This is a genomic window from Blautia massiliensis (ex Durand et al. 2017) (assembly GCF_051861785.1).
GTDB lineage: Bacteria > Bacillota > Clostridia > Lachnospirales > Lachnospiraceae > Blautia_A > Blautia_A luti_A.
This window is the reverse complement of the sequence record NZ_CP146725.1, coordinates 1,357,873-1,383,602: the sequence shown is the minus strand read 5'-3', so window position 1 is coordinate 1,383,602 and position 25,730 is coordinate 1,357,873. Positions and strand designations below refer to the sequence as shown.

The 25,730-nt window shown below is 44.0% G+C and carries 30 protein-coding genes and 1 tRNA gene; 25 read left to right on the top strand and 6 right to left on the bottom strand.

Going from position 1 to position 25,730, the window contains the following annotated elements; translation table 11 throughout:
- The first annotated feature begins 52 nt into the window (after positions 1-52).
- Both V9W66_RS06665 and V9W66_RS06660 read left to right on the top strand, forming a co-directional pair.
- Complete coding sequence (locus V9W66_RS06665; protein WP_330575520.1) at positions 53-1,267, top strand: alanyl-tRNA editing protein; 1,215 nt, start codon at positions 53-55, stop codon at positions 1,265-1,267.
- Between the two features lie 5 nt (positions 1,268-1,272).
- Positions 1,273-2,163, top strand: a complete 891-nt coding sequence (locus tag V9W66_RS06660; RefSeq protein WP_144093403.1) for an amidohydrolase family protein — start codon at positions 1,273-1,275, stop codon at positions 2,161-2,163.
- Here V9W66_RS06660 and V9W66_RS06655 read toward each other — a convergent pair.
- The 3 genes from V9W66_RS06655 to V9W66_RS06645 all read right to left on the bottom strand — a co-directional run bounded on the left by V9W66_RS06655 (position 2,133) and on the right by V9W66_RS06645 (position 4,415).
- Entirely contained in the window at positions 2,133-3,296 is a 1,164-nt protein-coding gene (locus tag V9W66_RS06655; RefSeq protein ID WP_144093401.1) for a hypothetical protein, read from the bottom strand. The two genes, V9W66_RS06660 and V9W66_RS06655, sit on opposite strands and share 31 nt — an antisense overlap.
- A gap of 26 nt (positions 3,297-3,322) precedes the next feature.
- Entirely contained in the window at positions 3,323-3,523 is a 201-nt protein-coding gene (locus V9W66_RS06650) for a hypothetical protein (protein ID WP_144093399.1), read from the bottom strand.
- A gap of 127 nt (positions 3,524-3,650) precedes the next feature.
- Positions 3,651-4,415: a GNAT family N-acetyltransferase gene (locus V9W66_RS06645; protein ID WP_144093397.1), complete on the bottom strand. Its 765-nt coding sequence runs from the start codon at positions 4,413-4,415 to the stop codon at positions 3,651-3,653.
- A gap of 64 nt (positions 4,416-4,479) precedes the next feature.
- On the opposite strand from V9W66_RS06645, the gene V9W66_RS06640 reads away from it, so the two are divergent.
- The 15 genes from V9W66_RS06640 (at position 4,480) to V9W66_RS06570 (ending at position 16,436) form a co-directional block, all read left to right on the top strand.
- Complete coding sequence (locus tag V9W66_RS06640; RefSeq protein WP_144093395.1) at positions 4,480-4,665, top strand: hypothetical protein; 186 nt, start codon at positions 4,480-4,482, stop codon at positions 4,663-4,665.
- A gap of 99 nt (positions 4,666-4,764) precedes the next feature.
- Positions 4,765-4,836 (top strand) — tRNA-Glu (locus tag V9W66_RS06635).
- Positions 4,837-4,915: 79 nt separating this feature from the next.
- The gene (gene nagA, locus V9W66_RS06630) at positions 4,916-6,070 is read left to right on the top strand and encodes an N-acetylglucosamine-6-phosphate deacetylase (RefSeq protein ID WP_144093393.1); all 1,155 of its coding nucleotides are present in this window, start codon (positions 4,916-4,918) and stop codon (positions 6,068-6,070) included.
- Positions 6,071-6,301: 231 nt separating this feature from the next.
- Positions 6,302-6,814, top strand: coding sequence for a prepilin peptidase (locus V9W66_RS06625; RefSeq protein WP_129975086.1), 513 nt, complete (start codon positions 6,302-6,304; stop codon positions 6,812-6,814).
- Positions 6,811-7,824 carry a hypothetical protein gene (locus V9W66_RS06620; RefSeq protein ID WP_144093391.1) on the top strand — a complete coding sequence of 338 codons (1,014 nt, stop codon included), beginning with the start codon at positions 6,811-6,813 and terminating at the stop codon, positions 7,822-7,824. The genes V9W66_RS06625 and V9W66_RS06620 overlap by 4 nt, the downstream gene beginning before the upstream one ends.
- Complete coding sequence (locus V9W66_RS06615) at positions 7,821-9,011, top strand: CpaF family protein (protein ID WP_144093389.1); 1,191 nt, start codon at positions 7,821-7,823, stop codon at positions 9,009-9,011. Before V9W66_RS06620 ends, V9W66_RS06615 begins: the two co-directional genes overlap by 4 nt.
- Positions 9,008-9,790 (top strand): type II secretion system F family protein, encoded by a 783-nt coding sequence (locus tag V9W66_RS06610; RefSeq protein ID WP_021652832.1) that lies wholly within the window; start codon positions 9,008-9,010, stop codon positions 9,788-9,790. Before V9W66_RS06615 ends, V9W66_RS06610 begins: the two co-directional genes overlap by 4 nt.
- A gap of 9 nt (positions 9,791-9,799) precedes the next feature.
- On the top strand, positions 9,800-10,825 hold the full coding sequence (locus V9W66_RS06605; RefSeq protein ID WP_186290013.1) for a type II secretion system F family protein: 1,026 nt from the start codon (positions 9,800-9,802) through the stop codon (positions 10,823-10,825).
- Between the two features lie 44 nt (positions 10,826-10,869).
- Positions 10,870-11,040, top strand: a complete 171-nt coding sequence (locus V9W66_RS06600; protein ID WP_044962312.1) for a Flp1 family type IVb pilin — start codon at positions 10,870-10,872, stop codon at positions 11,038-11,040.
- Positions 11,041-11,099: 59 nt separating this feature from the next.
- Entirely contained in the window at positions 11,100-12,593 is a 1,494-nt protein-coding gene (locus tag V9W66_RS06595) for a DUF5702 domain-containing protein (RefSeq protein WP_243121619.1), read from the top strand.
- Between the two features lie 18 nt (positions 12,594-12,611).
- The gene (locus V9W66_RS06590; RefSeq protein WP_144093384.1) at positions 12,612-13,388 is read left to right on the top strand and encodes a hypothetical protein; all 777 of its coding nucleotides are present in this window, start codon (positions 12,612-12,614) and stop codon (positions 13,386-13,388) included.
- An 11-nt stretch (positions 13,389-13,399) separates the two neighbouring features.
- Positions 13,400-13,816 carry a prepilin peptidase gene (locus tag V9W66_RS06585; protein WP_144093382.1) on the top strand — a complete coding sequence of 139 codons (417 nt, stop codon included), beginning with the start codon at positions 13,400-13,402 and terminating at the stop codon, positions 13,814-13,816.
- The gene (locus V9W66_RS06580) at positions 13,813-14,244 is read left to right on the top strand and encodes a TadE family protein (protein WP_021652838.1); all 432 of its coding nucleotides are present in this window, start codon (positions 13,813-13,815) and stop codon (positions 14,242-14,244) included. Before V9W66_RS06585 ends, V9W66_RS06580 begins: the two co-directional genes overlap by 4 nt.
- 1 nt (position 14,245) lies before the next feature.
- Complete coding sequence (locus V9W66_RS06575) at positions 14,246-15,676, top strand: DUF6382 domain-containing protein (protein ID WP_144093380.1); 1,431 nt, start codon at positions 14,246-14,248, stop codon at positions 15,674-15,676.
- A gap of 157 nt (positions 15,677-15,833) precedes the next feature.
- Positions 15,834-16,436, top strand: a complete 603-nt coding sequence (locus V9W66_RS06570; protein WP_114001496.1) for a rhomboid family intramembrane serine protease — start codon at positions 15,834-15,836, stop codon at positions 16,434-16,436.
- On the opposite strand, the gene V9W66_RS06565 is transcribed toward V9W66_RS06570, so the two are convergent.
- Complete coding sequence (locus tag V9W66_RS06565) at positions 16,403-17,077, bottom strand: two-component system sensor histidine kinase NtrB (RefSeq protein WP_144093378.1); 675 nt, start codon at positions 17,075-17,077, stop codon at positions 16,403-16,405. The two genes, V9W66_RS06570 and V9W66_RS06565, sit on opposite strands and share 34 nt — an antisense overlap.
- A gap of 130 nt (positions 17,078-17,207) precedes the next feature.
- Here V9W66_RS06565 and V9W66_RS06560 point away from each other — a divergent pair, with 130 nt between their 5' ends.
- Both V9W66_RS06560 and V9W66_RS06555 read left to right on the top strand, forming a co-directional pair.
- A complete protein-coding gene (locus V9W66_RS06560; protein ID WP_015525628.1) occupies positions 17,208-17,612 on the top strand; it encodes an HIT family protein in 405 nt (134 codons plus the stop codon).
- A 23-nt stretch (positions 17,613-17,635) separates the two neighbouring features.
- Positions 17,636-18,163: an RNA polymerase sigma factor gene (locus V9W66_RS06555; protein ID WP_144093376.1), complete on the top strand. Its 528-nt coding sequence runs from the start codon at positions 17,636-17,638 to the stop codon at positions 18,161-18,163.
- Between the two features lie 64 nt (positions 18,164-18,227).
- On the opposite strand, the gene V9W66_RS06550 is transcribed toward V9W66_RS06555, so the two are convergent.
- Positions 18,228-19,295 carry an undecaprenyldiphospho-muramoylpentapeptide beta-N-acetylglucosaminyltransferase gene (locus V9W66_RS06550; protein ID WP_044962288.1) on the bottom strand — a complete coding sequence of 356 codons (1,068 nt, stop codon included), beginning with the start codon at positions 19,293-19,295 and terminating at the stop codon, positions 18,228-18,230.
- A gap of 92 nt (positions 19,296-19,387) precedes the next feature.
- Between V9W66_RS06550 and V9W66_RS06545 the strand changes: the two genes are divergently transcribed.
- The 3 genes from V9W66_RS06545 (at position 19,388) to V9W66_RS06535 (ending at position 22,745) form a co-directional block, all read left to right on the top strand.
- Positions 19,388-20,227 (top strand): DUF4367 domain-containing protein, encoded by an 840-nt coding sequence (locus V9W66_RS06545; protein WP_144093374.1) that lies wholly within the window; start codon positions 19,388-19,390, stop codon positions 20,225-20,227.
- 66 nt (positions 20,228-20,293) lie between these two features.
- Positions 20,294-20,773, top strand: coding sequence for a DUF6147 family protein (locus V9W66_RS06540; RefSeq protein WP_243121618.1), 480 nt, complete (start codon positions 20,294-20,296; stop codon positions 20,771-20,773).
- 355 nt (positions 20,774-21,128) lie between these two features.
- Complete coding sequence (locus V9W66_RS06535) at positions 21,129-22,745, top strand: MBL fold metallo-hydrolase RNA specificity domain-containing protein (protein WP_144093372.1); 1,617 nt, start codon at positions 21,129-21,131, stop codon at positions 22,743-22,745.
- Positions 22,746-22,862: 117 nt separating this feature from the next.
- Here V9W66_RS06535 and V9W66_RS06530 read toward each other — a convergent pair whose 3' ends face one another.
- On the bottom strand, positions 22,863-23,111 hold the full coding sequence (locus V9W66_RS06530) for a TIGR03905 family TSCPD domain-containing protein (RefSeq protein WP_015525634.1): 249 nt from the start codon (positions 23,109-23,111) through the stop codon (positions 22,863-22,865).
- A 174-nt stretch (positions 23,112-23,285) separates the two neighbouring features.
- Between V9W66_RS06530 and V9W66_RS06525 the strand changes: the two genes are divergently transcribed.
- From V9W66_RS06525 to V9W66_RS06515, 3 genes are all read left to right on the top strand, one after another.
- Positions 23,286-23,987 (top strand): 5'-methylthioadenosine/adenosylhomocysteine nucleosidase, encoded by a 702-nt coding sequence (locus V9W66_RS06525; protein WP_015525635.1) that lies wholly within the window; start codon positions 23,286-23,288, stop codon positions 23,985-23,987.
- A 78-nt stretch (positions 23,988-24,065) separates the two neighbouring features.
- Complete coding sequence (locus V9W66_RS06520) at positions 24,066-24,446, top strand: hypothetical protein (protein WP_021652849.1); 381 nt, start codon at positions 24,066-24,068, stop codon at positions 24,444-24,446.
- Positions 24,447-24,559: 113 nt separating this feature from the next.
- Positions 24,560-25,729 carry a class I SAM-dependent methyltransferase gene (locus V9W66_RS06515; RefSeq protein WP_015525637.1) on the top strand — a complete coding sequence of 390 codons (1,170 nt, stop codon included), beginning with the start codon at positions 24,560-24,562 and terminating at the stop codon, positions 25,727-25,729.
- Position 25,730: the final 1 nt, after the last annotated feature.

Below are 25,730 nucleotides of genomic sequence, written 5' to 3'. Positions count from 1 at the left end.
CTTTTATAGAAAAATATGTAAATCATTGGATAAATGCCGTTTTAATATAGCGGTGAGAGAAAATTTGGTCTATACTATAAGTCATCAAAGCAGAGATGCAGAAAGGATGAGACAAATGACAGAGACGAAACGTTTATATTATGAAGATGTATATAAAAAAGAATTTACAGCCAAAGTCCTGGAGTGCAGAGAAGCAAAAAAAGGCTTTCATATCATTCTGGATGAGAGCGCTTTTTACCCGGAGGGCGGCGGACAGCCAAGCGATACCGGATATCTCAACGATGTGAAAGTAAAGGAAGTGCATGAAAAGGAGGGAGAACTTCTTCATTATACAGATCAGCCGATGGAAGCTGGAACAGAAGTACAGGGATGCATCGACTGGGCCAGAAGATTTGATCTGATGCAGCAGCATTCCGGTGAGCATATGGTGAGCGGACTGATCCATGAGGCTTACGGATATGATAATGTAGGCTTTCATATGGGAAGCGATACCATTACCATAGATCTGAATGGCCCGTTGGATGAGGCGCAGCTTGCTGAGATCGAGCGGAAAACAAACCAAAAGATATGGGAAGATACGCAGATAAAGATCATATATCCTACAGCGGAGGAACTGGAAAAGATTGACTACCGAAGCAAAAAAGAGCTTACCGGTCAGGTGCGGATCGTAGAATTTCCAGGGGTGGATATCTGTGCATGCTGCGGAACTCATGTGACACACACCGGAGAGATCGGAATGGTGAAGCTACTTTCCGTGGAAAAATTCCGTGAAGGTGTCCGTATTGAGATGATCTGCGGAAAACGTGTGCTGGATTACCTGAACATGGTCAATGACCAGAACCACCAGATTTCTGTAAAGCTTTCTGCAAAAATGGATAAGACTGCGCAGGCGGTGGAACGTCTTCAGGAAGAGAATTTCCGTCTGAGAGGACAGGTAGCGCAGCTTGTGGATGATATGTGTCAGAGAGAGGCAGAGCGTTATGAGGGAAGCGGAAGTGTATTGCTCTTTGTGGATGGAATGGATGCAGACAGTGTGCGGAAGCTTGCAGACGCGGTGACGCAGACCTGCCAGGGCTGCTGTGCGGTTTTTTCCGGAAATGAAGACGGAAGCTACAAGTATGCAATAGGTGAAAAAGACGGCGATCTCCGTCAGTTTACAAAAGAGATGAATGCGAAATTAAACGGACGCGGAGGCGGAAAGCCGTTCTTTGTACAGGGATCGGTGCAGGCATCTGAGAAAGAGATCCGAAACTTTTTTGAGCAGTGATGAAAATGTTTGGGGAATGTCATGCACATATATTTCTCAATGGTTATGATTACCGGAAAGCCGTTGAGACACAGAAAAACGGGCCCCGGGATGCACTGATCCGTGCTCATTTTGAGGAATACCGGAAAAGAGGAATCCGTTTTGTGAGAGACGGAGGTGATCATTACGGTGTGTCAAAACGGGCTGCCAGACTGGCCCCGGAATATGAAATTGTCTATCGCACACCGGTTTTTGCCATTTATAAAGAGGGCCATTACGGGAAGATCGTTGGAAAAAGCTTCTCGGATATGAAGGAATATCACAGAAGAGTTCTGGAAGCTGCCGCTGAAGGGGCGGATTTTATCAAGATCATGACTACAGGGCTTCTGGATTTTGCAGATCACGGGAAAATTACGGGAACGCCGCTTTCAGCAACGGATGTGAAAGAAATGGTACATATTGCTCATGAAGAGGGATTTGCCGTGATGAGCCATACAAATGGATGCTATGGCGTACAGGCAGCAGTGGAGGCTGGTGTTGACAGTATTGAGCATGGGAACTATATGGATGATGAGACGATTTCCATGCTGGCAGACAGCGAAAGCGTGTGGGTTCCGACACTTGTAACTGTGCGGAATCTTAAAGGCTGCGGCAGATTTGAAGATACGATCCTTGCATCTATTATAAAGACAGGCGAGCAGAATCTGAAGAAAGCTTTTGAAAAGAAGGTTCATGTGGCAGTAGGAAGCGATGCCGGTGCATATCAGGTTCTTCACGGCCAGGGTGTACAGGATGAAAGCAGAGCTTTTTTTGATATACTGGGTGATACGCAGGCAGTACGAAGCTGGATGGAAGCTGGAGAAAAAAGGATCCGTACCATCTTCCGTCACGGGTCTTCGAATTTAATACAGGTATAAATATTGGAGGTGCGTGATTTCGCAGGGTTGAAAGTAACCCGGAGATCGGCACCTTCTTCCATTCCGCTTGAGGAAAGGTCCGGAACGTTTTCACGGCTGCAGAGGATCTTTACGCCGTCGTATGTCTGGAGCAGCACGGTATTGGCGGTTGTGCCCAGGATCGTGCCGGTTACAGTAGAAGTAATGTTGCGTACGGAAAGTATGTCCGGATCCTCCCCGGTAATTCCACGGATCTTCATGCCGCTGGTGGATTCGCCATTAAATTTACCGGTATAGATAATGTTTACATAAGATCCCGGAGCCATTCCTCCTTTGAAATATACAGGAACCGAGGAAAGTGAAACAGTCAGTTCCGATCCTGTGGTCTGCGGAATGACAGTCATTGTGCCGGTGCTGACATTTACGATCTTTGCACGGAGATGCTGCTCTTTTTTCTTCGGTTCAGGGGAAGGCGTAGGAGTTGCTGCAGGTACTTTCAGTGGATCCGTATCGGAGACACTGATCACTTTTGTGAAACTGCCGTCATACTGCTTGTCACCCACGAGTGTTTCGTTGATGAATTTACCGCGAAAATGGACATAGACCCACTTGCCGGCCTTGATGCCTTTTTTGTAGTATTGTCTGACACCGGTGACAGGGAAGGTTACGGTATTTCCCTTTTCTGTAACTATCACAAGGGCATTGGAGGTGAGTGATTTCACTTTGCCCTTTAAAGTGCGGTTCTCCAGAGGAGTTTCATTATGATATTTGTCGGTTATTTTGATGGGGGAAATAGTGCTGATATCCGTTCCGGAAAGCTGTCCCTGGTAGATCACACTGACCTGATCACTGGATACAACGCCGTATTTGCATTCAAGCCTTGTCTGGGAAACATCAAATACATAGGTTTCTCCATTGCTGGAAATCGTCAGGTGTGTACCGTCAAAATCCAGCAGTGTGCCGGTAAGCTCATCCATATAAACACGTTCTTCCGTGGAAGGCTCCTGATCTTCCTGTTCTGTGGAATCTGAAGCAGTAACGTCTGAAATTTTATCCTGAAGAGAAATAATATGATCATCGATCTGATCATTGCTGCAGCCTCCTGCAAAAAGGGAAAGGCCGAGAATCATACATGCAGCAGACAGTTTTTTCATTTGTGTCCTCCGACCCGGGATAACGGTCAGTCCTGTTTATCTGTAAGATCATGGGTTTTCGACGCCGGCATAAAGTCAAAGATCTGACGGAAAGAATCCCATTGCTCACGGCTGTCGATTCCATGGGTGATCAGACCCGTGCATTCAGTACAGGCATTGGTATCCAGATAATTATCGTAATAAATATGATAGGGATTTTGGGTGCTTTTTTCCTGCGGATCGTTCATCGGATCAGTCTCCTTATTGATTGATAAGGATCAGTATATGAAGGCAGGAAAGATTTTATACACATTAAGGGTATTATAGCAAAAAGATTTTTTGATTTCTACAGGGATTTACGGAAAATCCATGCATTTACTGAAAACGTGTTCCTACAGGCTGAACACGGAACCAGTAGGTATAGGAATACTGAAATCCAAGAGAGCTGTAAAGCTTTTCTGCGGAAGTATTGTTTTTTACCACCTGAAGATAAGCGTGGCTGGCGCCTCTTTTTTTGCCCTCATTGAGAAGACCGGTACAGATCTGACGGGCATATCCTCTGCGGCGATAATCTTCACGCACATGAATGGCATAGATACCGATGTAGTCGCGATCCAGGATTCCAAGCCCTGTGGCAATGATCTCGCCGTTTTTTGTTATGGAAGCGCAGATAGTTTCCTTAAGAATGGCACGGTACATGGAAGGAACAACGCTTCGATGGATCGGATTTGTAGTTCTTTTCAGGTCAAAAAGGCTGTGGATCCAGAAATCCGGAATTTCATTGGAAAAAAGCACATCGGTGACAGACGCATCCAGAACGGCATTGTCCAGGTCTACAGTCATAACATTTGTTATGTGCTGAACGGAATAGCCCCTGTTTTCCAGCATATAGTCAAAATCCGGGGATACAAGGGGGCTGATCTTAAAGATCGCAGGAGTTCCCAGACGCTTATAGACCTGTTCGCAGTAGGGGATTTTTTCGCGCCATGGAAGTGTGGAGGTTCCGAACTGTTCCACACTGTTGGTCCTGTGCGTATAGAAATAAGAAAAACGTAAGATCCATCCGTCATAAAGTTCCATTTTATGGGAAGGCCATGCGTTCAGTGACATATCTTCGATTTTTTTGATCGTTGTTTCCATAGTATTACCTTTCTGATATGTACGGACATCTGTGAAAGAAGGGGAGCCCAGGAAGCGTAGCAGCGTGGCCATGGAAAAACAATTCCTTCTTTCTGTTATACCGGGCGGATCATTATCCGCAGTCGATTATTTTCGTAGTGGTGCTTTGATAGTAGCACTTACACCAGCAGTGGTCAAGCGTACGAAATACCGGAAAATGGGTAAAAAACGAATAAACGTGAAAAACATGAAAATTTTTAAAAAAAATTAAAAAAAGTACTTGCATTTTGAAAGAAAGTGTTATATACTAACGGAGTCGGTTGAGGGAAACAACAAAAAAACGAATCAAACGACAGAAACAAAAGAGTATGGCCAGTTGGTCAAGGGGTTAAGACGCCGCCCTCTCACGGCGGAAACACGGGTTCGATTCCCGTACTGGCTATTAACTGAAAGCAATCAGAACATGTTTCTGGTTGCTTTTTTGTTTATGATCACAAATGGGGATTTTGGGAGGTTTTACTTTGATCATTGATAATGTGTATGTTTTTACACCGGACAAAGCATTTGTAAAAGGCGGGATTATCCTGGATGGGGATAAGATCCGACAGGTTTATGAAGAAAAGGATGCGCCGCAGCTTAACGGGGATGTTCTGGACGGAAAAGGCTGCTACGCCATTCCGGGACTGATCGATCTGCATTTTCATGGGTGCAAGGGAGATGATTTCTGCGACGGAGACAAGGCTGCGATCGGAAGGATCGCGGAATATGAGGCATCGGTAGGAGTTACAGCGATCGCACCGGCTACTATGACTTTACCGATAGAGGAACTGGAGCAGATCCTCCATACAGCAGCAGAATATAAAAAAGAAACAAAGGACTGCCGTAAGGCGGATTTTCTGGGGATCAATATGGAAGGGCCTTTTATCAGCCCGGCGAAAAAAGGGGCACAGGACGCGAGAAATATTCTGCCGTGTAATGTGGAAATCTGTGACCGTTTTTTAAAGGCCTCGGAAGGTCTGGTAAAATTTATAGGGATTGCACCTGAAGAAAGTGAGCATGCAGCAGAATTTATCCGGGAAGTTCATGAAAGGGTCAATGTTTCTCTGGCACATACCAATGCAGATTACGATACAGCAATGGAAGCATGCAGAGCAGGGGCAAACCATGCAGTCCATCTGTATAACGCAATGCCTGCGTTTACGCATCGTGCACCAGGCGTCGTAGGTGCTGTTTTTGATAATAAGGATGTTATGGCAGAGATCATCTGTGACGGGATCCATATCCATCCGTCTGTTGTTCGAGCTACCTTTCAGATGATGGGAGCTGACAGGATGATCCTGATCAGCGACAGTATGAGAGCTACCGGTATGCCGGACGGCCAGTATACACTGGGCGGACTGGATGTTAAGGTTGTGGGAAGACTTGCCACGCTGGTATCTGACGGTGCGATCGCAGGATCTGCCACAAATCTGATGGACTGTATGCGTACAGTTGTTAAAAAGATGGAGCTTCCGCTGGAAACAGCCGTGGCCTGCGCGACTATAAATCCGGCCAGAAGCCTTGGTGTGGAAGAACAGTACGGATCTCTGGAAGCAGGTAAAAAGGCTCATGTGGTACTGCTGGATCAGGATCTGGAACTGAAAGCAGTGATCAAGGACGGAGTAAAGATCCGATAAGCTCATAGAAGATAAAGCGATAAAAAAAAGATAAAAAGAATTTCAGGAGCAGATGACAGCAAAATTCGTGTCAGAATTTGTCGAACGAAAATGCTGGACAAAATGCTCCTGAAATTCTATAATTAATTTCACCAGAGATCTTCTGGTATCGATCACCGCCAGGTCAGGCGGGAAATCCCATTTTTATCATAACTGAATAAACATATATTTTAAGAAGGAAAGGGGGCGTGTATGTTTCTTTATGGAGAATTATCCGTGGTGATATCTGCGATGGCGGTCTGGATGGATCTTAAAAATGCATCTGTAGACAATGGATGGATCCTTTTTTCTTTTATGATCGGTTTCCTGATCCAGATTACAGAAAACGGGCCGAAAGGTGGAGTGATCTTTCTGGCAGGAGTGGCCGTGCCGGTGCTTCTTTTGGGAATTCTTTTTATATTCCATATGATCGGCGCCGGAGATATCAAGCTTCTGTGCGCACTTGGCGGGATCATGGGGCCGCGGACAGTTATGGAATGTATTGTTTATTCTCTGCTTGCAGGTGCAGGCATTTCTCTGGCAATTCTTATTTCTACAGGCGGTATCCGCCGACGATTCCTTTATTTATATCAGTATATGAATGAGTTTTACTGTACCGGTGAGATACGTCCTTATTACAGAAAGGGGATGAGCTTTCCGGAGAACTTTCATTTTACGGTACCCATATTTTTGAGTGCGGTGCTTTATGCAGGAGGTGTGTATTGAAGAAAAACATATTTGCGGTCTGTGATCTGGAGGTGGATTATGCTTTCAATTTTATGGATTATCTGAACCAGAAAAAGAATCTTCCGTTTGAGATCCAGGCATTTACCACAGCGGAAAGTCTCATTGCCTACGGAAAAGAAAATCATATTGAGTTGCTGCTGATTTCCGATAAAGCAATGCGAAAAGAAGTCCGTGACCTTGGTATCGGAAAGATCATCATTCTTTCAGAGGGTGTGCATCCTCCGGAACTGGATCAGTATTCAAGTGTGTATAAATATCAATCGTCCTCAGATGTGATAAGGGAGGTGATGGCCTGCTATGGAGAAGAGAAGTCTCTTGATCCGGTAACTTTTCCTGCGTTGAAAAAGACAATGGAGATCATCGGTGTTTTTTCTCCTCTTGGCAGATGTCTGAAGACATCCTTTGCACTTGCGCTGGGACAGATACTGGCGAAAGAACGTGCCGTTCTTTATCTGAATCTGGAATCCTATTCTGGTTTTGAGGAACTTCTTGGGAAAAAATTTCCGGCTAATCTGAGTGATCTGTTTTATTATGTTCGCCAGGGAAATGAAAACCTGATCCATAGAATGAACGGAATGATCCAGACAGTAAATAATCTGGATTTTATACCGCCTGTAAGAACACCTTCAGATATCCGGACCGTGGACTGGGAAGACTGGGAGCGGCTGTTGCAGGAGATCGTACTTCACAGTTCCTATGAAGTGCTGATCCTGGATATGGGAGAAAATGGAGATGAGGATTTCCGGCTTCTGGAAATGTGCAGAAAAATCTATATGCCGGTTTTGAATGACACACTTTCTGTCTGTAAGGTGACACAATTCGAAAATCTTCTGCGTATCTGGAATAAAGAAAAGATCCTGGAAAAAACAGAAAAGGTGCATCTGCCCTTTCATATGGATAGGATCTCTTCTGACGCTTACGTAGAACAGCTGGTCTGGAGTGAACTGGGAGATTATATCCGTGAACTTTTGAGAAAGGAGCGGTCATGAACAGAGAAAAATTCCGGGAAATGTATGATCTGCTCATGGAACAGCTGGATGTTTCCAGAGAGCTGTCCGATGATGAGATCCTGGGGGTGATCGATGAACTGATATTAACTCAGGCAAGGGAACTGTTTCTTTCACTGAAGGAGAAAGTAGAGCTCAGACAGGAGCTGTTCTGTTCTGTGCGCAAGCTGGATGTTCTGCAGGAACTGATCGATGATGAAAGTGTTACGGAGATCATGGTAAATGGTCCGGATCATATTTTTGTGGAACGTGGAGGAAAACTGACCAGATGGAATAAGGTCTTCACGTCAGAAGAGAAGCTGGAGGATGTGATCCAGCAGATCGTAGGGCGCTGTAACCGGGTTGTCAACGAGTCCATGCCCATTGTAGATGCAAGGCTGGAAAACGGAGCACGTGTGAATGCAGTGGTTTATCCGGTTGCTCTGAATGGTCCGATCCTGACGATCCGTCGTTTTCCGGATGATCCTATCACAATGGAAAAACTGATCGCTTTTGGAAGCATCACCGAAGAATGTGCACAGTTTTTAAAAAAACTTGTTCAGGCAAGATATTCTATTGTGATCGGTGGAGGTACAGGCAGTGGAAAAACAACATTCCTTGGAGCTGTTACAGAATATATTCCAAAAGATGAGCGCCTGATCACCATTGAAGATAATGCGGAGCTTAAGATCCGGGGAATTGATAACCTGGTATGTCTGGAGGCAAAAATGGCCAATATGGCGGGCACGGTGTCAGTAACGATCCGAGATCTGATCCGGTCAGCCCTTCGAATGAGGCCGGACAGGATAATTGTAGGGGAAGTCCGTGGAGGAGAGGCAGTGGATATGCTGCAGAGCCTGAATACAGGACATGATGGAAGCCTTTCAACACTTCATGCAAACAGCAGTCAGGATATGCTTTCCAGAATTGAAACGATGACATTGATGGGAATCGATCTTCCCCTGGAAGCAATCCGAAGGCAGATCGCTTCCGGGGTAGACATTCTGGTACATCTCGGGCGTATGCGGGATAAAAGCAGAAAGCTGCTGGAAATCACAGAAGTATGTGGATTTGAAAACGGAGAGATCCAGACCAGGCCGCTGTATCGCTGGGAAGAAGGAAAGGGACTTGTAAAAACCGGAGAACTTTTGCATTGTGAAAAAATGAAACGGGCAGGAATCAGACTATGAAAGAGCGGAAAGGAAAGAATCAGAAATGGAGATCTACGAGGAAAGATTACAGGATGTATCATTTTACGGGGAAGGAGACCGCAAAGTATCTTCTGGAGGGAGCTGCCGTATGCGCTGCAGCCGACTATCTGTTTTATCAGAGCCTTCCTGTGTTGCTGTTTATGCTTCCAATACCAGTGCTTTTTCTGAAAATGCAGAGGAAAAAATGCACTGCACGGCAGCAGAGGGAGCTGAATTACCAGTTCAGGGATGCTCTGACGGCCATGAATGTGGCGGTACAGGCCGGCTATTCCGCGGAGAATGCAGTGCGTGCCAGTGTAAAGGATCTGGGGAGACTTTATGAAAAGGGAAGTGATATCCTGGATGAATTTCGGTATATCGAAAGCCAGCTGCGTCTGAGTGTTCCGGTGGAAGAGCTGTTCCTGGATCTGGGAAAACGCAGCGGAGTGGAAGATATTGAAAATTTCGCAGCAGTATTTTATACAGCAAAAAGAACAGGCGGGGATATGACGCAGGTGATCCAGAAAGTAGCCAGAATGCTTAGTGATAAGATCGAGGTAAAAAAAGAGATCGAGGCAACGCTGGCCGCAAAGAAATCGGAACAGATGGTTATGAGTATCATGCCGGCCGGTATCATCTGCTATCTGAAACTGACTTCGCCGGGATTTTTGGATGTACTTTATGGGAATCCTTTCGGAATCTGTGCCATGACAGTTTGCATGGTGATCTATGGCTTGTCTTACTGGCTGGGTGTGAAGATTGTAGACATAGAAGTGTAGGTGAGGATAATGTGGATACATATTTTGATATTTATGGTGATCCTTGGGGTGTTTCTGGCAGGAAAAATGGGGCGGCTGCCTCCGGAAGCCGGAAATCCGGAAGAAAAGAAACTGTTTATACGGATAGCGCTTACCGGAAATATCATCGGTATGCTCCTGACATTTCAAAGTGGCGGAGATAAGGTTTATTCATCCGGATACCGTATGGAAAAAGAGGAGACAGGTGCTTATGAAGAGAAATTCAAAGTATCTGTAGACGGAGAAGAAGCCGGTTCCCTGTATGTGCAGGTGCCGGAAAAAGAAACAGAAGGATCCGAAGAAGAACCGGAAACAGAACTTAGCGAAGAACAGCAGCGCGGGAAAGAGCTGCAGGACATGATCGTACAATATAATCAGAAAAAAAACGATCCGCAGTACTATTATCTTCCAGATGAATGGAATGGAAAACATCTTGAATGGGAGCAGCCAAAAGACAAAACAGGAAACCTGCTTTCAGCTCTTGGTCTGGCAGCAGCGGCAGCAGCTGTCATTGCAAAAAAACGGGAAGAACAGAATGCTCAGATAAAAAGAAGAGAACAGATGCTGATGGATTATCCAGGACTGATCATGAAATTTACCCTTCTGGTGCAGGCAGGCTTAACTGCCAGAAAAGCGTTCCAGAAAATAGCACTGGATTACGGAAAGAGAGAAGATGGTAAAAAACGTGAGGCTTACGAAGAAATCCGAGTAGCCTGTTATGAGATGGACAGTGGGATTTCCGAAGCAGAGGCTTACCGGAGATTTGGAGAACGGTGCGGACAGGTAAAGTATAAAACTCTGTCAACACTACTGATCCAGAACCTCCAGAAAGGAAGCAGGTATCTGGCCGATCTGCTGGAAAAGGAATCCGTGGAAGCCTGGGAGGAGCGAAAAAGAAAAGCAAGAGTGCTGGGAGATACAGCAGCAACAAAACTGCTTCTTCCGATGGTCTTAATGCTCCTGGTGGTGATGGCGGTGATCATGCTGCCGGCATGCCTTTCCTTTTACGGAGGGTAGGACTGGAGAAAAGAGAAAGGAAATGTGAGGTGACAAATGAAAATATGTGGAAGTATGTAAAAGAATTTGCGATGGAAGAGGATGCGGTGGGTGTTGTGGAGATCATCCTGATTCTGGTGGTTCTGATCAGTCTGGTCATCATCTTTAAGGAACAGCTTACAGCACTTGTTAAAAAAATCCTTACAAAAATCACAAAACAAAGCAACACGATCTGAAAATGAGAAAAAACGGTGATATCTGCTGATATTTCCGTTTTGGAAAGGAGAGGTACCCCTTGGCAGGAAATGTGAAAAAAGGCAGCATTACGATCTTTCTGGCTCTGATCTTGAGCCTGGTTCTTTCTCTTGTGTGTGCCAGCATTGAATCTGTACGCATGGCAGCTGCCAGGACACAGATACTTAACAGTATGGATATCGGCTTATATTCCTTATTTGGACAGTATGACCGAACGCTTTTGGAAGATTATGAGCTGTTTGCACTGTATGCAGGTGGAAAAGAAGAACTGGATATGGCTTCTGTATATGATGATTTTCAGACTTATATGAAACCTGTATTGAAACAGAACAGTCAGAAACTGGAGCTTCTCCAGGGCGGATTCAATGGTTATCAGCTTCTGAGCGACGGAAAAGGCGAGATTTTTTACCAGCAGGCTGTTCAGTATATGCGTGAAACTCTGGGAAGCCAGGGGGTACAGACTCTTCTCGGAAAACTGAAGGATCAGGAAAAGAAGACAGAGGATGCAGAGAAAAAAGGAGAACAGGCAGAAAATAAAGGAACGTTGGATTCCTATGATTCTGCTATTACGGACGCCGCGCAGAAGAGCGAAGAAGCAAAAAAAGAACAGGAACAACAAAAAAACCAGGGAGATTTTTCGGATGCAGGAAATGGGGATGATTTTACCGGAGGTGTTGATGAAAGCGTGGAAAATCCTATTCCGATCATCAGAAGAGTCCGTAAAATGGGACTTCTTGATCTGGTAGTACCATCCGAACGGGGAATATCGGATGCGGTTACAGACAGAAAAAGCCTTACATCCGGAAGAAAGCTCCAGACAGGACTAATGTTGGATACGGATATACGATCCGATAATTCGTATACGTCCGGAATATTGTTTGGACAGTATCTGCTAAAGAAACTGGGAAATTATCGAAGACCGGCAGCGGCGGGGTTGAATTATCAGGTGGAATATATTCTTGGAGGGAAGAACAGTGATCGGGAAAATCTGAAGTCCGTGGCAGGAAAACTTCTGGTGATCCGTCAGGGGGTTAACATGGCGTATCTGCTTTCAGATGGTGGAAAACGGATACAGGTCGAAACACTGGCGCTGGCGATTGCATCAGGTTTTCTGATCCCACCGGCGGCAGCAGTGATCGAAGCGGCACTGATTTTTTGCTGGGCATTTGCGGAGAGTATTCTGGATGTCCGGGAACTTTTTGCAGGAGGACATGTACCTCTTATAAAAAACTCCTCAGACTGGCAGCTGTCTTTGAGTAATCTGCCCAATATCCTGGATAAGATGGATTCTTCAAGAAAGGATACAGGGAATGGAATGTCTTATGAGGATTATCTTCAGGTTCTGCTTATGGCGAAAGGAAAACAGGATAAAGTTCTGAGAGGAATGGACATGATCGAGTGCTCTGTACGTGAAAAGGGAAAAAGACCGGGTTTTCAGATGGATCACTGCATCACTGCCCTGGAAGCGTCTGCAGATGTAAAAGCAAACAGACGGAAAATATTTACAGTTACACGTCAGTATGCGTATGAATAGAAAGAGAGGTGTACAGGGATGCTTTTTCAGAAAGAAAAAGAAGATAAAAATCAGATAAACAGACTGGATCAAAAAAGAGAAAGGCGCTCTCGAAGAGCTTTTTTCCTGCTTTCCCCGATAAGCCGGAAAACGCTTTCTGGAAAAGTATCCCTGTGCACCTTTCTGAAAAAAGCAAGTCTCACTCTGGAGACTGCGATGGCTTTGCCGCTGTTTTTTTTCGGAGTGCTCACGCTGCTTTCTTTTATGGATATTTACAAAATACAGACAGAGCATCTGACCGGCTTGTGCCAGAAAGCAAAGGAAGCAGGTATGTATGCGTATGGTGCCGGCGGCTCAGGTACAGAAACGATCACATTGCCGGACATATATTCCTATCAGCCCATAGGCGGTCTGCTCCCGCTTCCTAAAATATGGTTTCACAATACGGTAAAGGTCCATACGTGGAATGGTGTGGTATACGAAAATGGAAAGGATACAGTGGAGAGCCAGCCTATGGTGTATGTGACAGAATCAGGAAGTGTGTATCACAGAAAACTGGGGTGCAGTTATCTGAATCTGTCTGTTCAGCAGATATCAGGTTCTTCGGTTAAAGCTTTAAAAAATGCATATGGAGAAAAGTATCAGGCCTGTGAGCTGTGCAGTCGTGGGCAGGAACCGGCCGGAGTGGTATATGTCACAAAAAAGAGTAACCGTTTTCATAACAGGGAAAGCTGCAGCGCATTGAAACGATCTGTACGGATGGTGAAAGAAACTGAGGTTTCCGGTGAAATGAGTGCCTGCGGACGATGTGGCTGAAGGGAGAGATCATGAGCAGTGTAAAAATTTGCATGACTGTACTTCTTGGAATTAATACCTGGACAGATATCCGAAAAAAAGAAATCTGTTTACCGGTGCTTTTTATATTTCTGGTAGGCGGGATCCTGTGGCGGATCAGGCAGGGGCTTCTCTGGCCGGCAGGGATTATTTCCATGGGAATCGGAGTATTTATAATTTTGATCGCTTTGATCAGCGGAGGAATGGTCGGATTTGGAGACGGATTGCTGATACTGACAATGGGCTCTGTGCTGGGAGCCGGAGAACTGGCAGGGATCCTCTGTGGGGCATTATTGTTGTGCGGAATCTACTCAGGCATTGAGTATCTTATGCTAAAAAAGAGTCGAAGTGAGGAAATTCCTTTTGTACCGTTTCTGCTGATCGGATATTTGGGAGGGATATTTTTGTGAGAAAAATAAAAAAGGGGAGCTTTACAATAGAAGCTGCATTGCTCATGCCTCTGGTGCTTATGATACTGATCGGAGTGCTGTATCTGGATTTTTTTGTACATGACAGAGCATATCTTACTGCGGCAGCTTATGAGGCAGCAGTCAGCGGCAGTATGGAAGGATATAAAAAGAAAGGGAACATATATGAAAAGGCGGATATACAGGGTAGAATGCTGGGCGATATCGGGCTGCCGGGAGGAGAGAATCTGAGCATGCAGACAAATGCAGGAAAAACTGTGAAAGTAACTTACAGACTGGAAGTACCTGCCGGGTTCCTGGGGCAGAAATGGAAGCTGGAAGTCAGTGGTAAGGCAAAGCCTCTGCGGCCTGTGGGATGGATCCGCAAGGTAAAAGGAACTGTGGATATGCTGGGAGAGGTGACGCCATAAAATGAGAACGGAATATAAAAGAGATATGAATCATAATTATCTGATCCTGACAGGAGATGAGAGAATCGATACAGATTCTTACCAGGTAAGGATGATCGTGGCCAATGCTGTGCCTGATCTTCTTCAGTGTCGGATACAGGGAATCGACGGAAAATTCATGGTGTATTATGATATAACTTCCCGGCATTCCATGACTGCGCTTTTTGAGGAGAAAAAGATGGATCTGGAGTCGCTTCAGGTGATACTGGGAGGCTTTATACAGATCATGGAAGAAATGTCCGAGTATCTTTTGAATCCCTGTCAGCTGATCCTGGAACCGGAATATATCTATCTGGATGCGGAAAGAAAAAGTGTCCGATTTTGTTATCTTCCGGGATTTCATGGGGAAATACAGAAACAGTTTCAGAGTCTTGCGGAGTATATCCTTCCAAAGCTGGATCATGAAGACGGAAAAGCGGTCATGTTGGGATATAATGTATACAGACGTGCACTGGAGGACAGCTTTCATCTGGAATACATCAAGGAAGAGTTATATAAAATATGTAACAGCGACGAGGAAGATTTTTCTCCATATGAAAAAAAGAAAACAGTGGTCCAGGAAGAAAACAGGATGACAGAGGAGGAAAAAGCAGAGGATCTGTGGCAGGTGGAAGGCTGGGAAAGAGCCAGTGTGTCCGGAAATGAAAAACAGAAAAAATCTTCAGCGGACTCACAGAAGCGGAAAACAAACAAAATATGGAAGCCAGTGGCTGGATTTGGTGCAGCATTGGTGCTTCTTCTGGGAATTACGGCAGGAATGGCCGGCGGATATATTCCAAGAATAAGCAAAGAAATTTTTCTTCTGGGAATTCTTGCAGCAATGATACTGGGGATGCTGAGCTATATTCTGATCAAAAAAGTCTGTGGAAAAAAGAAAAAACAGGATACGCCGGTGCCTGAGCAGAAATATGATGCGGCGGAAAAAGAGGCAGCTGTATATGCTGAAGATCAGAAAGAATCTGGTACGCTGTCAGGGAGCAATGCCGGTGACAGCAGAAAAGAACTGGAAAAGATCAAAAAAAATATCCCGACAAAAGCGGAAGATTTTTCAGATGGATTTGGTGAAACAGTAGTTCTTTCGGCAGGTGCATCCAAAGGTCCTGCTACATTAGTAAGCCGGGAACCGGGGGAATTGGCTACCATTTATCTGGAAAAAGATATCACAGTGATCGGAAAACTGGAAACTGCGGCGGATGCAGTGATCAATATACCAACTGTCAGCAGGATCCATGCCAAGATCCGAAAGAGGGAGGGGGCATATTATCTGGCAGATCTGAACTCCAGAAATGGGACTTCTGTAAATGGACAGCTTCTGAAAACAGGAGAAGATTATTTGCTGGAGGATGAGGATGAAGTTGATTTTGCACAGGCCCGTTATATTTTTTTGAAATAACAGAGCGAAAAATCCGGTTTTGTATCGTATTAATATAGATCTGTAGGTTGTCCGCCTGATGAAAAGCTGTTAAAATAATGAAATAAATTCGAATTTTCAGATTATAACAGCGAGTTATGGGAAATATTTCCGGAACCGCTGTGGAAAGAGGCCGGAATTGGAAGAAATAAAAAAAGAACCTGTGACAGTTTTACTGATCCTCATAAATACGCTGATCTTTCTTGTGGTGGAATTTACCGGCGGCTCGGAGAACGGGCAGCATATGCTGGAATGCGGTGCTGCTTATGCACCGCTGATCCTGGAACAGGGACAGTGGTATCGGCTGTTTAGCAGTATGTTTCTGCATTTTGGTGCGCCGCATCTGATCAATAATATGCTGGTTCTGTTTGTGCTTGGCCAGAGACTGGAACCGGTAACAGGAAAGATAAAATTTTTTCTGATCTATATATTTGGTGGTCTGGGCGGAAATATGCTCTCTTTGTTTTTTGATATGTATGCAGGAAACGCTTCTTTATCTGCAGGAGCTTCCGGAGCTGTTTTTGCAGTCATGGGCGGTATGATCTATGTGATCATACGGCACAGAGGAAGAGTGGCGGATCTGACTGTCAGACAGATGCTGATCATGGCCGCATTTTCACTGTATTTCGGATTTGCAAGTGAAGGCGTGGATAACGTAGCGCATATAGGCGGTTTGTTGAGTGGTTTCCTGATCGCTGTAATTCTTTATCATCCCAGAAAAATATGGAAAACAGTTCCCTGACCGGGAGCGCTCTCAAGCGTGATGTCTCCACTGTGTGCCTGAGCGATCTGTTTTGAAACAGCAAGGCCAAGGCCGGTCCCGGATTCTTTGGTTGTAAAAAATGGCTGAAATATCGTAGCCTGCTGTTCCTTTGAGATTCCACATCCGTTATCCCGGATATCAATGCGGATGCCGGAATTTTCCGGAATGACAGAAAAAGAAATCTTTCCTCCGGGAATGGGAACGGCTTCCCATGCGTTTTTCAGAAGATTCAGAAGCATCTGCCGGACACGGATCCGGTCAAGAGCCATCGATGGCAATGAATCCGGAATATCTGTTTCAAGTGTGATCTCCAGATAATCCAGAGTAGGTTTTATGGAGGAAAGGATCGTTCGGAGGTAGCTGCAGGTGTCAATGTTTTCTCTTTTGACATGGCCTGCATTATTAAATGCAGAAAGTTCATCAAGAAGTTCTTTTACATAATCAAGATTATCCATAACATCATCCCAGTGCTCATATTCTTTGACCTCAGGATGTGCAGATGCGATCATCTGGAGTCCACTGTTAATAAGAGTCAGAGGATTCCGGAGTTCATGTGAAAATTTTGAAAGTGTATAATGAAAATCGTTTTTCAATTTACTAACTGTAGTATCGTTGCACATATTATCACCTCGAAAAAATATTAACATCAGAAATTTCAAATATCAACAAGAACAGTATTGAAAAATTCGAGAAAATACGACAAAATAAGAATATAGATAAAATAATTTTGCAAACAAGGAGGACAAAATAATGGGAGATTGCATATTTTGTAAAATCGCAAATGGAGAGATTCCATCAGCAACACTTTATGAGGATGAGGAATTTCGTGTGATTCTGGATCTGGGACCGGCAAGCAAAGGACACTCATTGATCCTGCCGAAAAAGCATGCAGCGAATATTTATGAACTTCCGGATGAGACTGCCGGAAAAGCAATGATCCTGGCTAAAAAAATGGCAGGAAAGCTGAGAGATGCACTGAACTGTGATGGATTTAATGTTGTGCAGAACAATGGAGAGATCGCAGGACAGACTGTGTTTCATTTTCACATGCATCTGATTCCGAGATATGAGGGAGATGGTGTTGGTTTAACCTGGAAACCCGGAGAACTCAGCGATGAGGTGAGAGATGAAATCTTAAAGAAAATTAAAGAATGACAAATAGCCACTAAAGAGGAAAAATGAATAATCAGACATTTGAAGAGTTTTATCTTAAATACCGAAAAATATCCAGAGGGTATGCGTATGGGGTTCTCCATGACTGGAGTACTGCTGATGATGTCAGTCAGGATGTACTTTACAAAATGTATACTATAAAGGATGGCCTGAATATTGATAATGAAAAGATGATGTTTTCTCTGATCAAGAGGGCATCTATGAATAAGGCTTTGGATTATATAAAGAAATCAAGCTCCAAGCATGAGTTTGTCTGTCAGGAAGAAGTTGCGGCATTTCTGGAAGAACAGAATTCGGTCGATGCGGAAGAGGTATTTCTGCGTAAAGAGAAGAAAGAATTTATGTATATGGTGCTGAGAAGATTTCGAAAGGAACAGCCGATAAATTATGAGATATTAATTCAGGTCAAATATCTGGAGATTTCCGTTGAAACAGTTGCAGAAGAATATGGTCTGACGAAAAGTGGTGTCAATAACAGGATATATAAGGCGAAGCGCTGGCTGCAGGAAGAATTTCGCAAAGTATACGAATAAAAGAAAACCCTGCCAGCCCGGAAGGGGGTGGCAGAGTTTTCATATGGCTGTTGTGGAAATATAGTCAGGCTCTGGCGCATTCTTCAATAAGATCAGTGATCTTACTGATGGAATCTACCTGACCGTTTCCTGCCATAGCATCTGTATATTTCTGACGATCGGTATAGAGCTGGCGGATGGTTTCCAGAAGCTTTTCTTCTGTAATCTCCTCTTCTTCCAGCACTTTACTGAAGCCCTGGCGTTCGAAGGATCGAGCGTTAAGGATCTGGTCACCACGACTGGCTTTGGCAGAAAGCGGGATCAGAAGATTTGGCTTATGAAGTTCGCGGATCTCACAGATCGCGTTAGCGCCTGCGCGGGAGATCACGATATCAGCCATGGCAAACAGATCCGGAAGCTCGTCCTGGATATATTCATACTGGACGTATCCGGCAGTACCGTTGAGAGATTTATCGGTTTTTCCTTTTCCGCAGAGATGAACAACCTGGAATTCCTTCAGAAGTTCAGGGAGGATCTTGCGGACATTATCATTGACAGAAGCAGCTCCCAGACTACCACCGATAACCATAAGTACCGGTTTGTCAGCAGTGAAACCACAGAATTTACGACCGTTTTCCGCATTTCCGGAAAGAAGTTCCTGGCGGATCGGAGTTCCTGTAAGAACTGCTTTGTCAGCAGGAAGATTGGCGACTGTCTCAGGAAAATTACAGCAGATTCTGGATGCAGAAGAGAGACAGAGTTTATTGGCAAGACCTGGAGTCATGTCGGACTCGTGGATCAATGCGGGGATTTTTAAACGTTTGGCCGCGATCACAACGGGAACCGTAACGAAACCGCCTTTAGAAAAAACAACGTCCGGTTTCAGCTCTTTCAGAATCTTTCTGGCCTGGCTGAATCCCTTCAGTACACGAAACGGGTCAGAGAAGTTTTTGAGATCGAAGTAACGTCTCAGCTTTCCGGATGAGATTCCATAATATGGGATTCCAAGTTCTTCGATCAGTTTTTTTTCGATTCCTTCGTAGGAACCGATGTAGGAAATCTTATAACCAAGCTCCCTGAGCTTTGGAATCAGGGCAATATTTGGAGTTACATGTCCGGCAGTACCACCGCCGGTAAGTACGATGTGTTTCATTTGGATTCCTCCTGAATAGTCATATACTATCATTAAATATGAACTCTAACGGAGGAATTGTCAAGGAAAGATAGGATTACAGGAGAAAAATAATGGAAAATTTCAGGGATGTTGAACTGAAAAAATGGTTGGCAGAAGAATATGAAAAAGAAACTGAAGAGATGGAAAAAATCCTGTTTCCAGATGGAGTGATTCCTGATGATGGAGAAACAGAAGAGGAGGCAAAGGCTGCTTATCAGAGGCTTGTAGAAAGACTGAAAGCAGATGGTGTTTATAAAGAAGATGAAACTGACAGTATTAAAACTGATGATCATAAAGAGAATGTAAAAATCGTTTATCTGCCCGAAAAGAAAAGTCATAAAGCAGCTCATGTAGCGGCAGCAGTACTTGTATGCTCAGCCGGTATCTTCGCCGCAAGCATGACCAGCCAGGCAAACAGGAGTTATTTTATTGATTCTGTGAGGTATTGGGTTGGGGATGATACGAGGATTTCAATTGAAAATGATAAAGGAAATGAGAGAGCGCATAAGGATGAGCAGACAGCGTTAGATAATATTGAAAAAGAGATTAGTGTAAAAGTTCCACAATTTATGTATCGTCCAGATGGTTTTGAATTTAAAGATTATTATGTGAGTACTTCGGCGGGATATGCAGTAATGGAATATTATTATGGGGAAAATATAATAATGGTATATATAGGAAGATATGATCAAGAAGCTAAAAGCAGTGTTTATATTTTGGATGGGAAAGTAATTGATAAGGTAAATCTTGAGAATGAAAATATTACAGTAAATATTGAAAAAGTAAAAGATGATGCAGATACAAATGAAAATTATGTAGCATGTTGGAAAGATGAATCGATATTTTATCAGATTACAGGTAAAATGCAAAAAGAGGAATTTATAAAATTTATAAAAAATATAGTTTTCTAAAGCGATTATGGAGAATATATATCGTAATATTATTGTAATGGAAGTTTAGCGGTGAAAAGGTGATACATGAAAGAGAAAATAAAGAAAACAATAATGGCGGTATTTTTAGTATTCTGTTGTTGTATGTTGCTGGGAATTCCTGTAATGGCAGAAAACTTATCAGATGATTTTTCAGTAGAAACCGATACGGATGCAGATTATGCAGAAGATACAACCTATAGCGTATTACGTGGAAATAATTTAAATTTGGGAAATTCAAGTATTAAGAAATTAGCTAGCAATAAAGTGATTATTTCTGGTCTTACGCAGTGTCATCACTCTTGCGATATAGTTTATTTAAACATGTATTTAGAACGAAAAGTTAATGGTACTTATTCAACATATAAAAGTTGGAGTTTTACAAAAAAAAATGCAACTAATTTAGTTAAAGATATTACAGTAATCGTGCCAAGCGGTTATTACTACCGTGTACGAGGCTATCACGCAGCTAAAGATGGCAGTAAAGAATCAACCACAACCTTAACCAGCGGTATTCTCGTAAAATAACAAATCAACAAAATAAATCACACCCCCAGCGCTGCCACACCCCCAAAAAAAATAAAAAATCCAGTAAACTTTACATTACCTTCGCTGGGGAATGCCTAAAAATTCTGAATAATATCAAAAAATCTAAAAAAATCCCCTTAAAAAAAGAAACATATTTCACAAAAAGACTGTCAAAAAACTTATATTTCGTGTATAATAAATACAATAACAAACCGTTAATAAACAAAAAGTCGATTATTTCTTCTTGGAATCGTATATCACCGCGTTTCTGGACGATCGGATATCACAGAGAGATCCTTCAGGCTTTTTTTGATATGGAAATTTCAGAGCGTGGGACGGAAAAGGGGGCTTGTGCATGAAGATAACATTTATCGGTGCTACGCATGAGGTGACTGGAAGCTGTTATTATCTGGAAGCGGCAGGACGGAAGTTTCTGGTGGATTATGGAATGGAGCAGGGACCGGATTATTATGAAAATAAGGAGCTTCCGGTGGCTCCGGGTGATCTGGATTTTGTGCTTCTGACACATGCACACATGGATCATTCCGGAAATCTTCCGGCCTTGTATGCAAAAGGTTATCAGGGGCCGATCTATGCGACAGAGGCAACTTGTAATCTCTGCGATATCATGCTTCGTGACAGCGCACATATCCAGATGTTCGAGGCTGAGTGGAGAAACCGAAAGGGGCGGAGAGAAGGAAAACCGGAATTTATTCCTGCATACACTATGGAAGATGCCATGGGTGTGCTCCGGAACTTCGTCAGATGCCCATATGATAAGATCATCAAACCGGCAGAGGGAATCGAAGTAAGATTTGTGGATGCAGGACATCTTCTTGGCTCCAGCAGTATTGAAGTCTGGATGACGGAAGAGGACAAAACAGAAAAGATCGTTTTTTCCGGCGATATCGGAAATATCGATCAGCCGCTGATCAGGGATCCGGTATATATCCGAGAGGCAGATTATGTTGTGATGGAATCTACCTACGGAGACCGCAGTCATGGAGAACGTCCGGATTATCCGGCAATGCTGGCAGAGATCATCCAGAGGACCTTTGACAGAGGCGGCAGTCTGGTGATCCCGTCCTTTGCAGTAGGCCGTACTCAGGAAATGCTGTATTTTATCCGACAGATCAAAGAACAGGGACTGGTTCACGGCCATGATGGTTTTACGGTATATGTAGACAGTCCCCTTGCCAATGAGGCAACTACGATCTTCAGTGAGAATGCATATACCTGCTATGATGAGGAAGCAATGGATCTTTTGAATAAAGGTATCAATCCGTTATCCTTCCAGGGATTGAAGACCTCCGTTACTACCGATGATTCCAGAGCTATCAATTTTGATGAGGACTGCAAGGTGATCATTTCCGCCAGCGGTATGTGTGATGCTGGTCGTATCAAACATCATCTGAAACACAATCTGTGGAATCCCAGAAATACCATTCTTTTTGTTGGATACCAGGCTATCGGAACTCCGGGACGGGCATTATTGGAAGGTGCTGTGGAGATAAAGTTGTTTGGTGAGACTGTGCAGGTAGCTGCTGAAATATGCAAAATGCCGGGAATCAGCGGTCATGCTGATGTAAACGGACTTATAGAATGGGCGAAAGCCTTTGAGACGAGACCAAAACACGTATTTGTTACCCATGGTGATGATACGGTGACGGAGATTTTTGCCCAGAGGCTTAAAGAAGAGCTTGGGTATGATGCAACAGCACCCTTTAGTGGAACGGAATATGATCTTCTGGAGAACCGGTGTATCCATGAGGCTGTTGGTGTTCGGATCGTAAAGGCAACTGCTTCGCCGAAAACAACCAAGGCTGCCCGTGCATATGAGAAGCTGCTGGCTATGGGACGTCGCCTGATGTCCGTGATCCGGAAGAATGAAGGCTGCCCCAATAAAGATCTGGATCGTTTTGCAAGAGATATCCAGTCACTGTGTGACAAGTGGGACAGAACAGATATTTAACCGGATAACAAAGACAACATTGAAACAATTATTTTGTCAGATCATCCTAAAATCACCCTGCGGAAATTTTTCGCAGGGTGATGATAAATACGATATACAAAATAAGATTATGTGAGATCAGCCTTCGTTCAATGCCTGGCGGATGGCTTTTGCAAGCTGATCCGGACATGAAGTTGGTTTGAATCCGCAGCGGATGCCTTCCAGACGGGAGATCACTTCATCTGCATCCATTCCCTCTGCAAGCTGTGCAACACCCTGTGTGTTTCCGGAACATCCGCCTGTAAACTTGATATTGTGAACTTTTTTATTATCGTCTATCTCGAACTCAATTCCCTGAGCACAGACGCCTTTTGTCTTATAAACCATTCTGGTTACCTCCTGTTCTGTTTATTTATCGATTATAGCATCTCTCAAAAAAAGTTTCCATAAAAAATAAAATTTGTTATAATGAACAATGTAGAAAAAGAAAAAGATACTGCTGAACGGAAAAAACTGTGAAATTCAGCGGGATATCATATTGAAAGAGAGGATTTACAGATCATGAAATGTGTTGGAATCATAGGAGCAATGGAACAGGAAGTAGCAAGACTGAAAGAGGTTATGGAGAATGTATCCATTACTACCAGAGCCGGAATGGATTTTTATGAGGGTGTTCTGGAAGGAAAGAAGGTAGTTGTGGTACAGTCCGGGATCGGTAAGGTAAATGCCGGCATGTGCACCCAGATCCTGGCAGATCTCTTTCAGGTGGAAGCGGTGATCAATACCGGTATCGCAGGAAGCCTTAACAATGATATCAATATTGGAGATATCGTACTTTCCACAGACGTTCTTCATCATGATATGGATGCAACCGGATTCGGATATCCGAAGGGGCAGATCCCGCAGATGAAAGAGTTTTCCTTCCAGGCAGATGAGTGCCTTCGTAAGATCGCACATGATGTATGCGAGGAAGTAAATCCGGAGATCAGGGTTTTTGAAGGAAGAATTGCTTCCGGAGATCAGTTTGTATGTGATCAGGGTGTAAAAGATAATATTGTAAAGGAATTCAGCGCCTATGCTGTTGAGATGGAGGGCGCAGCGATCGGACAGGCAGCAGCTCTTAACGGGATTCCATTCCTGATCATCCGTGCTATCTCAGATAAAGCAGATAATAGTGCAAACATGGATTATCCGGCTTTTGAAAAGCTTGCAATTGAGCACAGCGTACGTCTGACCCAGGGAATGCTGAAACGGATGGCCTGATCGGAACTTTGGAGGGAACCGTCATTTTTCTTCTGCATATACTGTAAGAGATAGCAGAGAGAGGACAGCAGAAGAGTTATGATCTATCCAGATTTTTATCCGTTTTATGCTACACAGGGAAGTCCTGGTTTTTATAATGAAGAGAGAGAACAGGAAAAGGAATTTGATCTGATGAGATCATACTATCCGGATACAGCCCGAAGGATCCAGGAAAAAGCGGAAGCACAGTGTCAGCTTTTGGATTATGAGGGAAGCCGGCTGTATGATGAATATCCGGATCGTTTCATGCTCTATCACATCTGTCACCAGGTAAAAGGACAGATGGAAGGAGATACCAGTGTACAGGAGATTCCAGGAGGGTTCCTGGATGATCTGATCGAAGTGCTGGTGTATCAGGAGATTTCCAGACGAAGATGCAGGAGGAGAAGGTGCAGAAAATGTTTCCGCACTGAGTATTAAAATGGCGGTTTACCCATGAACGATACAGTGATACTGGCAGAAGCGACCAAAACTGGTTCGCACAACATCTGTCCATATACAATAAAACAAAAAGTGAATATAATGGAAGTATGATGAAAACAATAAGGGAATTTTTAGAAGAACAGATTAATGAACAGCTGATACAGGCTGTTGTCAGTGGCCGCAGGACTGGCGAGGGACCTTCCAAGGTGAAGCTTCGTCCTGTGGAGCTGAAGGGTCAGATTTTTTACCAGGCGTCCATGACAGAAGGGACGAAGGTTTATCATAAGAATTTTACCAGGGAAGAGATGATCGCTTATCTGGAGCATGCCATGGAGGAATTTCGTCAGCTTCAGGCAACCGGACGCAGTCAGGATGGAAGTATCCTTATCAGCAAGAAAGGGAAAGCAACCATCAAAACAAAACAACACGGGCCTGCGCAGAATGAGAAGATAAAGATCGCTCCTCATAACCGGGTGAAACAGTACATTCTCAGAGAGGGAACGGCAGCTCCGTTTCTGGTGGATCTGGGAGTTATGACAAAGGATGGGAAGATCGTTGCTTCCAGATATGACAAGTTCAGACAGATCAATCGCTTTCTGGAGTTTATAAGGGATATCCTTCCGAAGCTCCCTAAAGACAGAGAGATCACAATCCTGGATTTTGGCTGCGGAAAATCCTATCTTACTTTTGCTATGTATTATTATCTCAGAGAACTGGAGGGTTTTGATGTAAACATCATAGGGCTGGATCTTAAGGAAGATGTGATACGGCATTGCAGTGAATTGGCCAGATCTTATGGTTATGACAAGCTGCATTTTTACCAGGGAGATATTGCAGGGTACGAAGGCGTTTCTTCTGTGGACATGGTGGTGACACTTCATGCCTGCGATACAGCAACAGATTTCGCTCTGGCCAAGGCAGTGGAATGGGGGGCTCAGGTGATTCTGTCTGTTCCATGCTGTCAGCATGAACTGAATCGTCAGATCCGAAACGAAATGCTCCAGCCTGTTATGCGTTATGGGATCCTGAAGGAAAGAATGGCAGCTCTGATCACAGATGGTCTTCGTGCCGAGCTTCTGGAAAGCAAAGGATATGAAACCCAGCTTCTTGAATTTATCGATATGGAACATACACCAAAGAATATTCTGATCCGCGCAGTAAAAACCGGAAAGAAAAAGAGCAGGGACAGTTTTTCGGATACCATGAAGGCTCTTCATGTGGCTCCTACCCTGGACAGGCTTCTTTATCCGGAAGAGTCAGCCTCACAGAAGGGAGAATGAC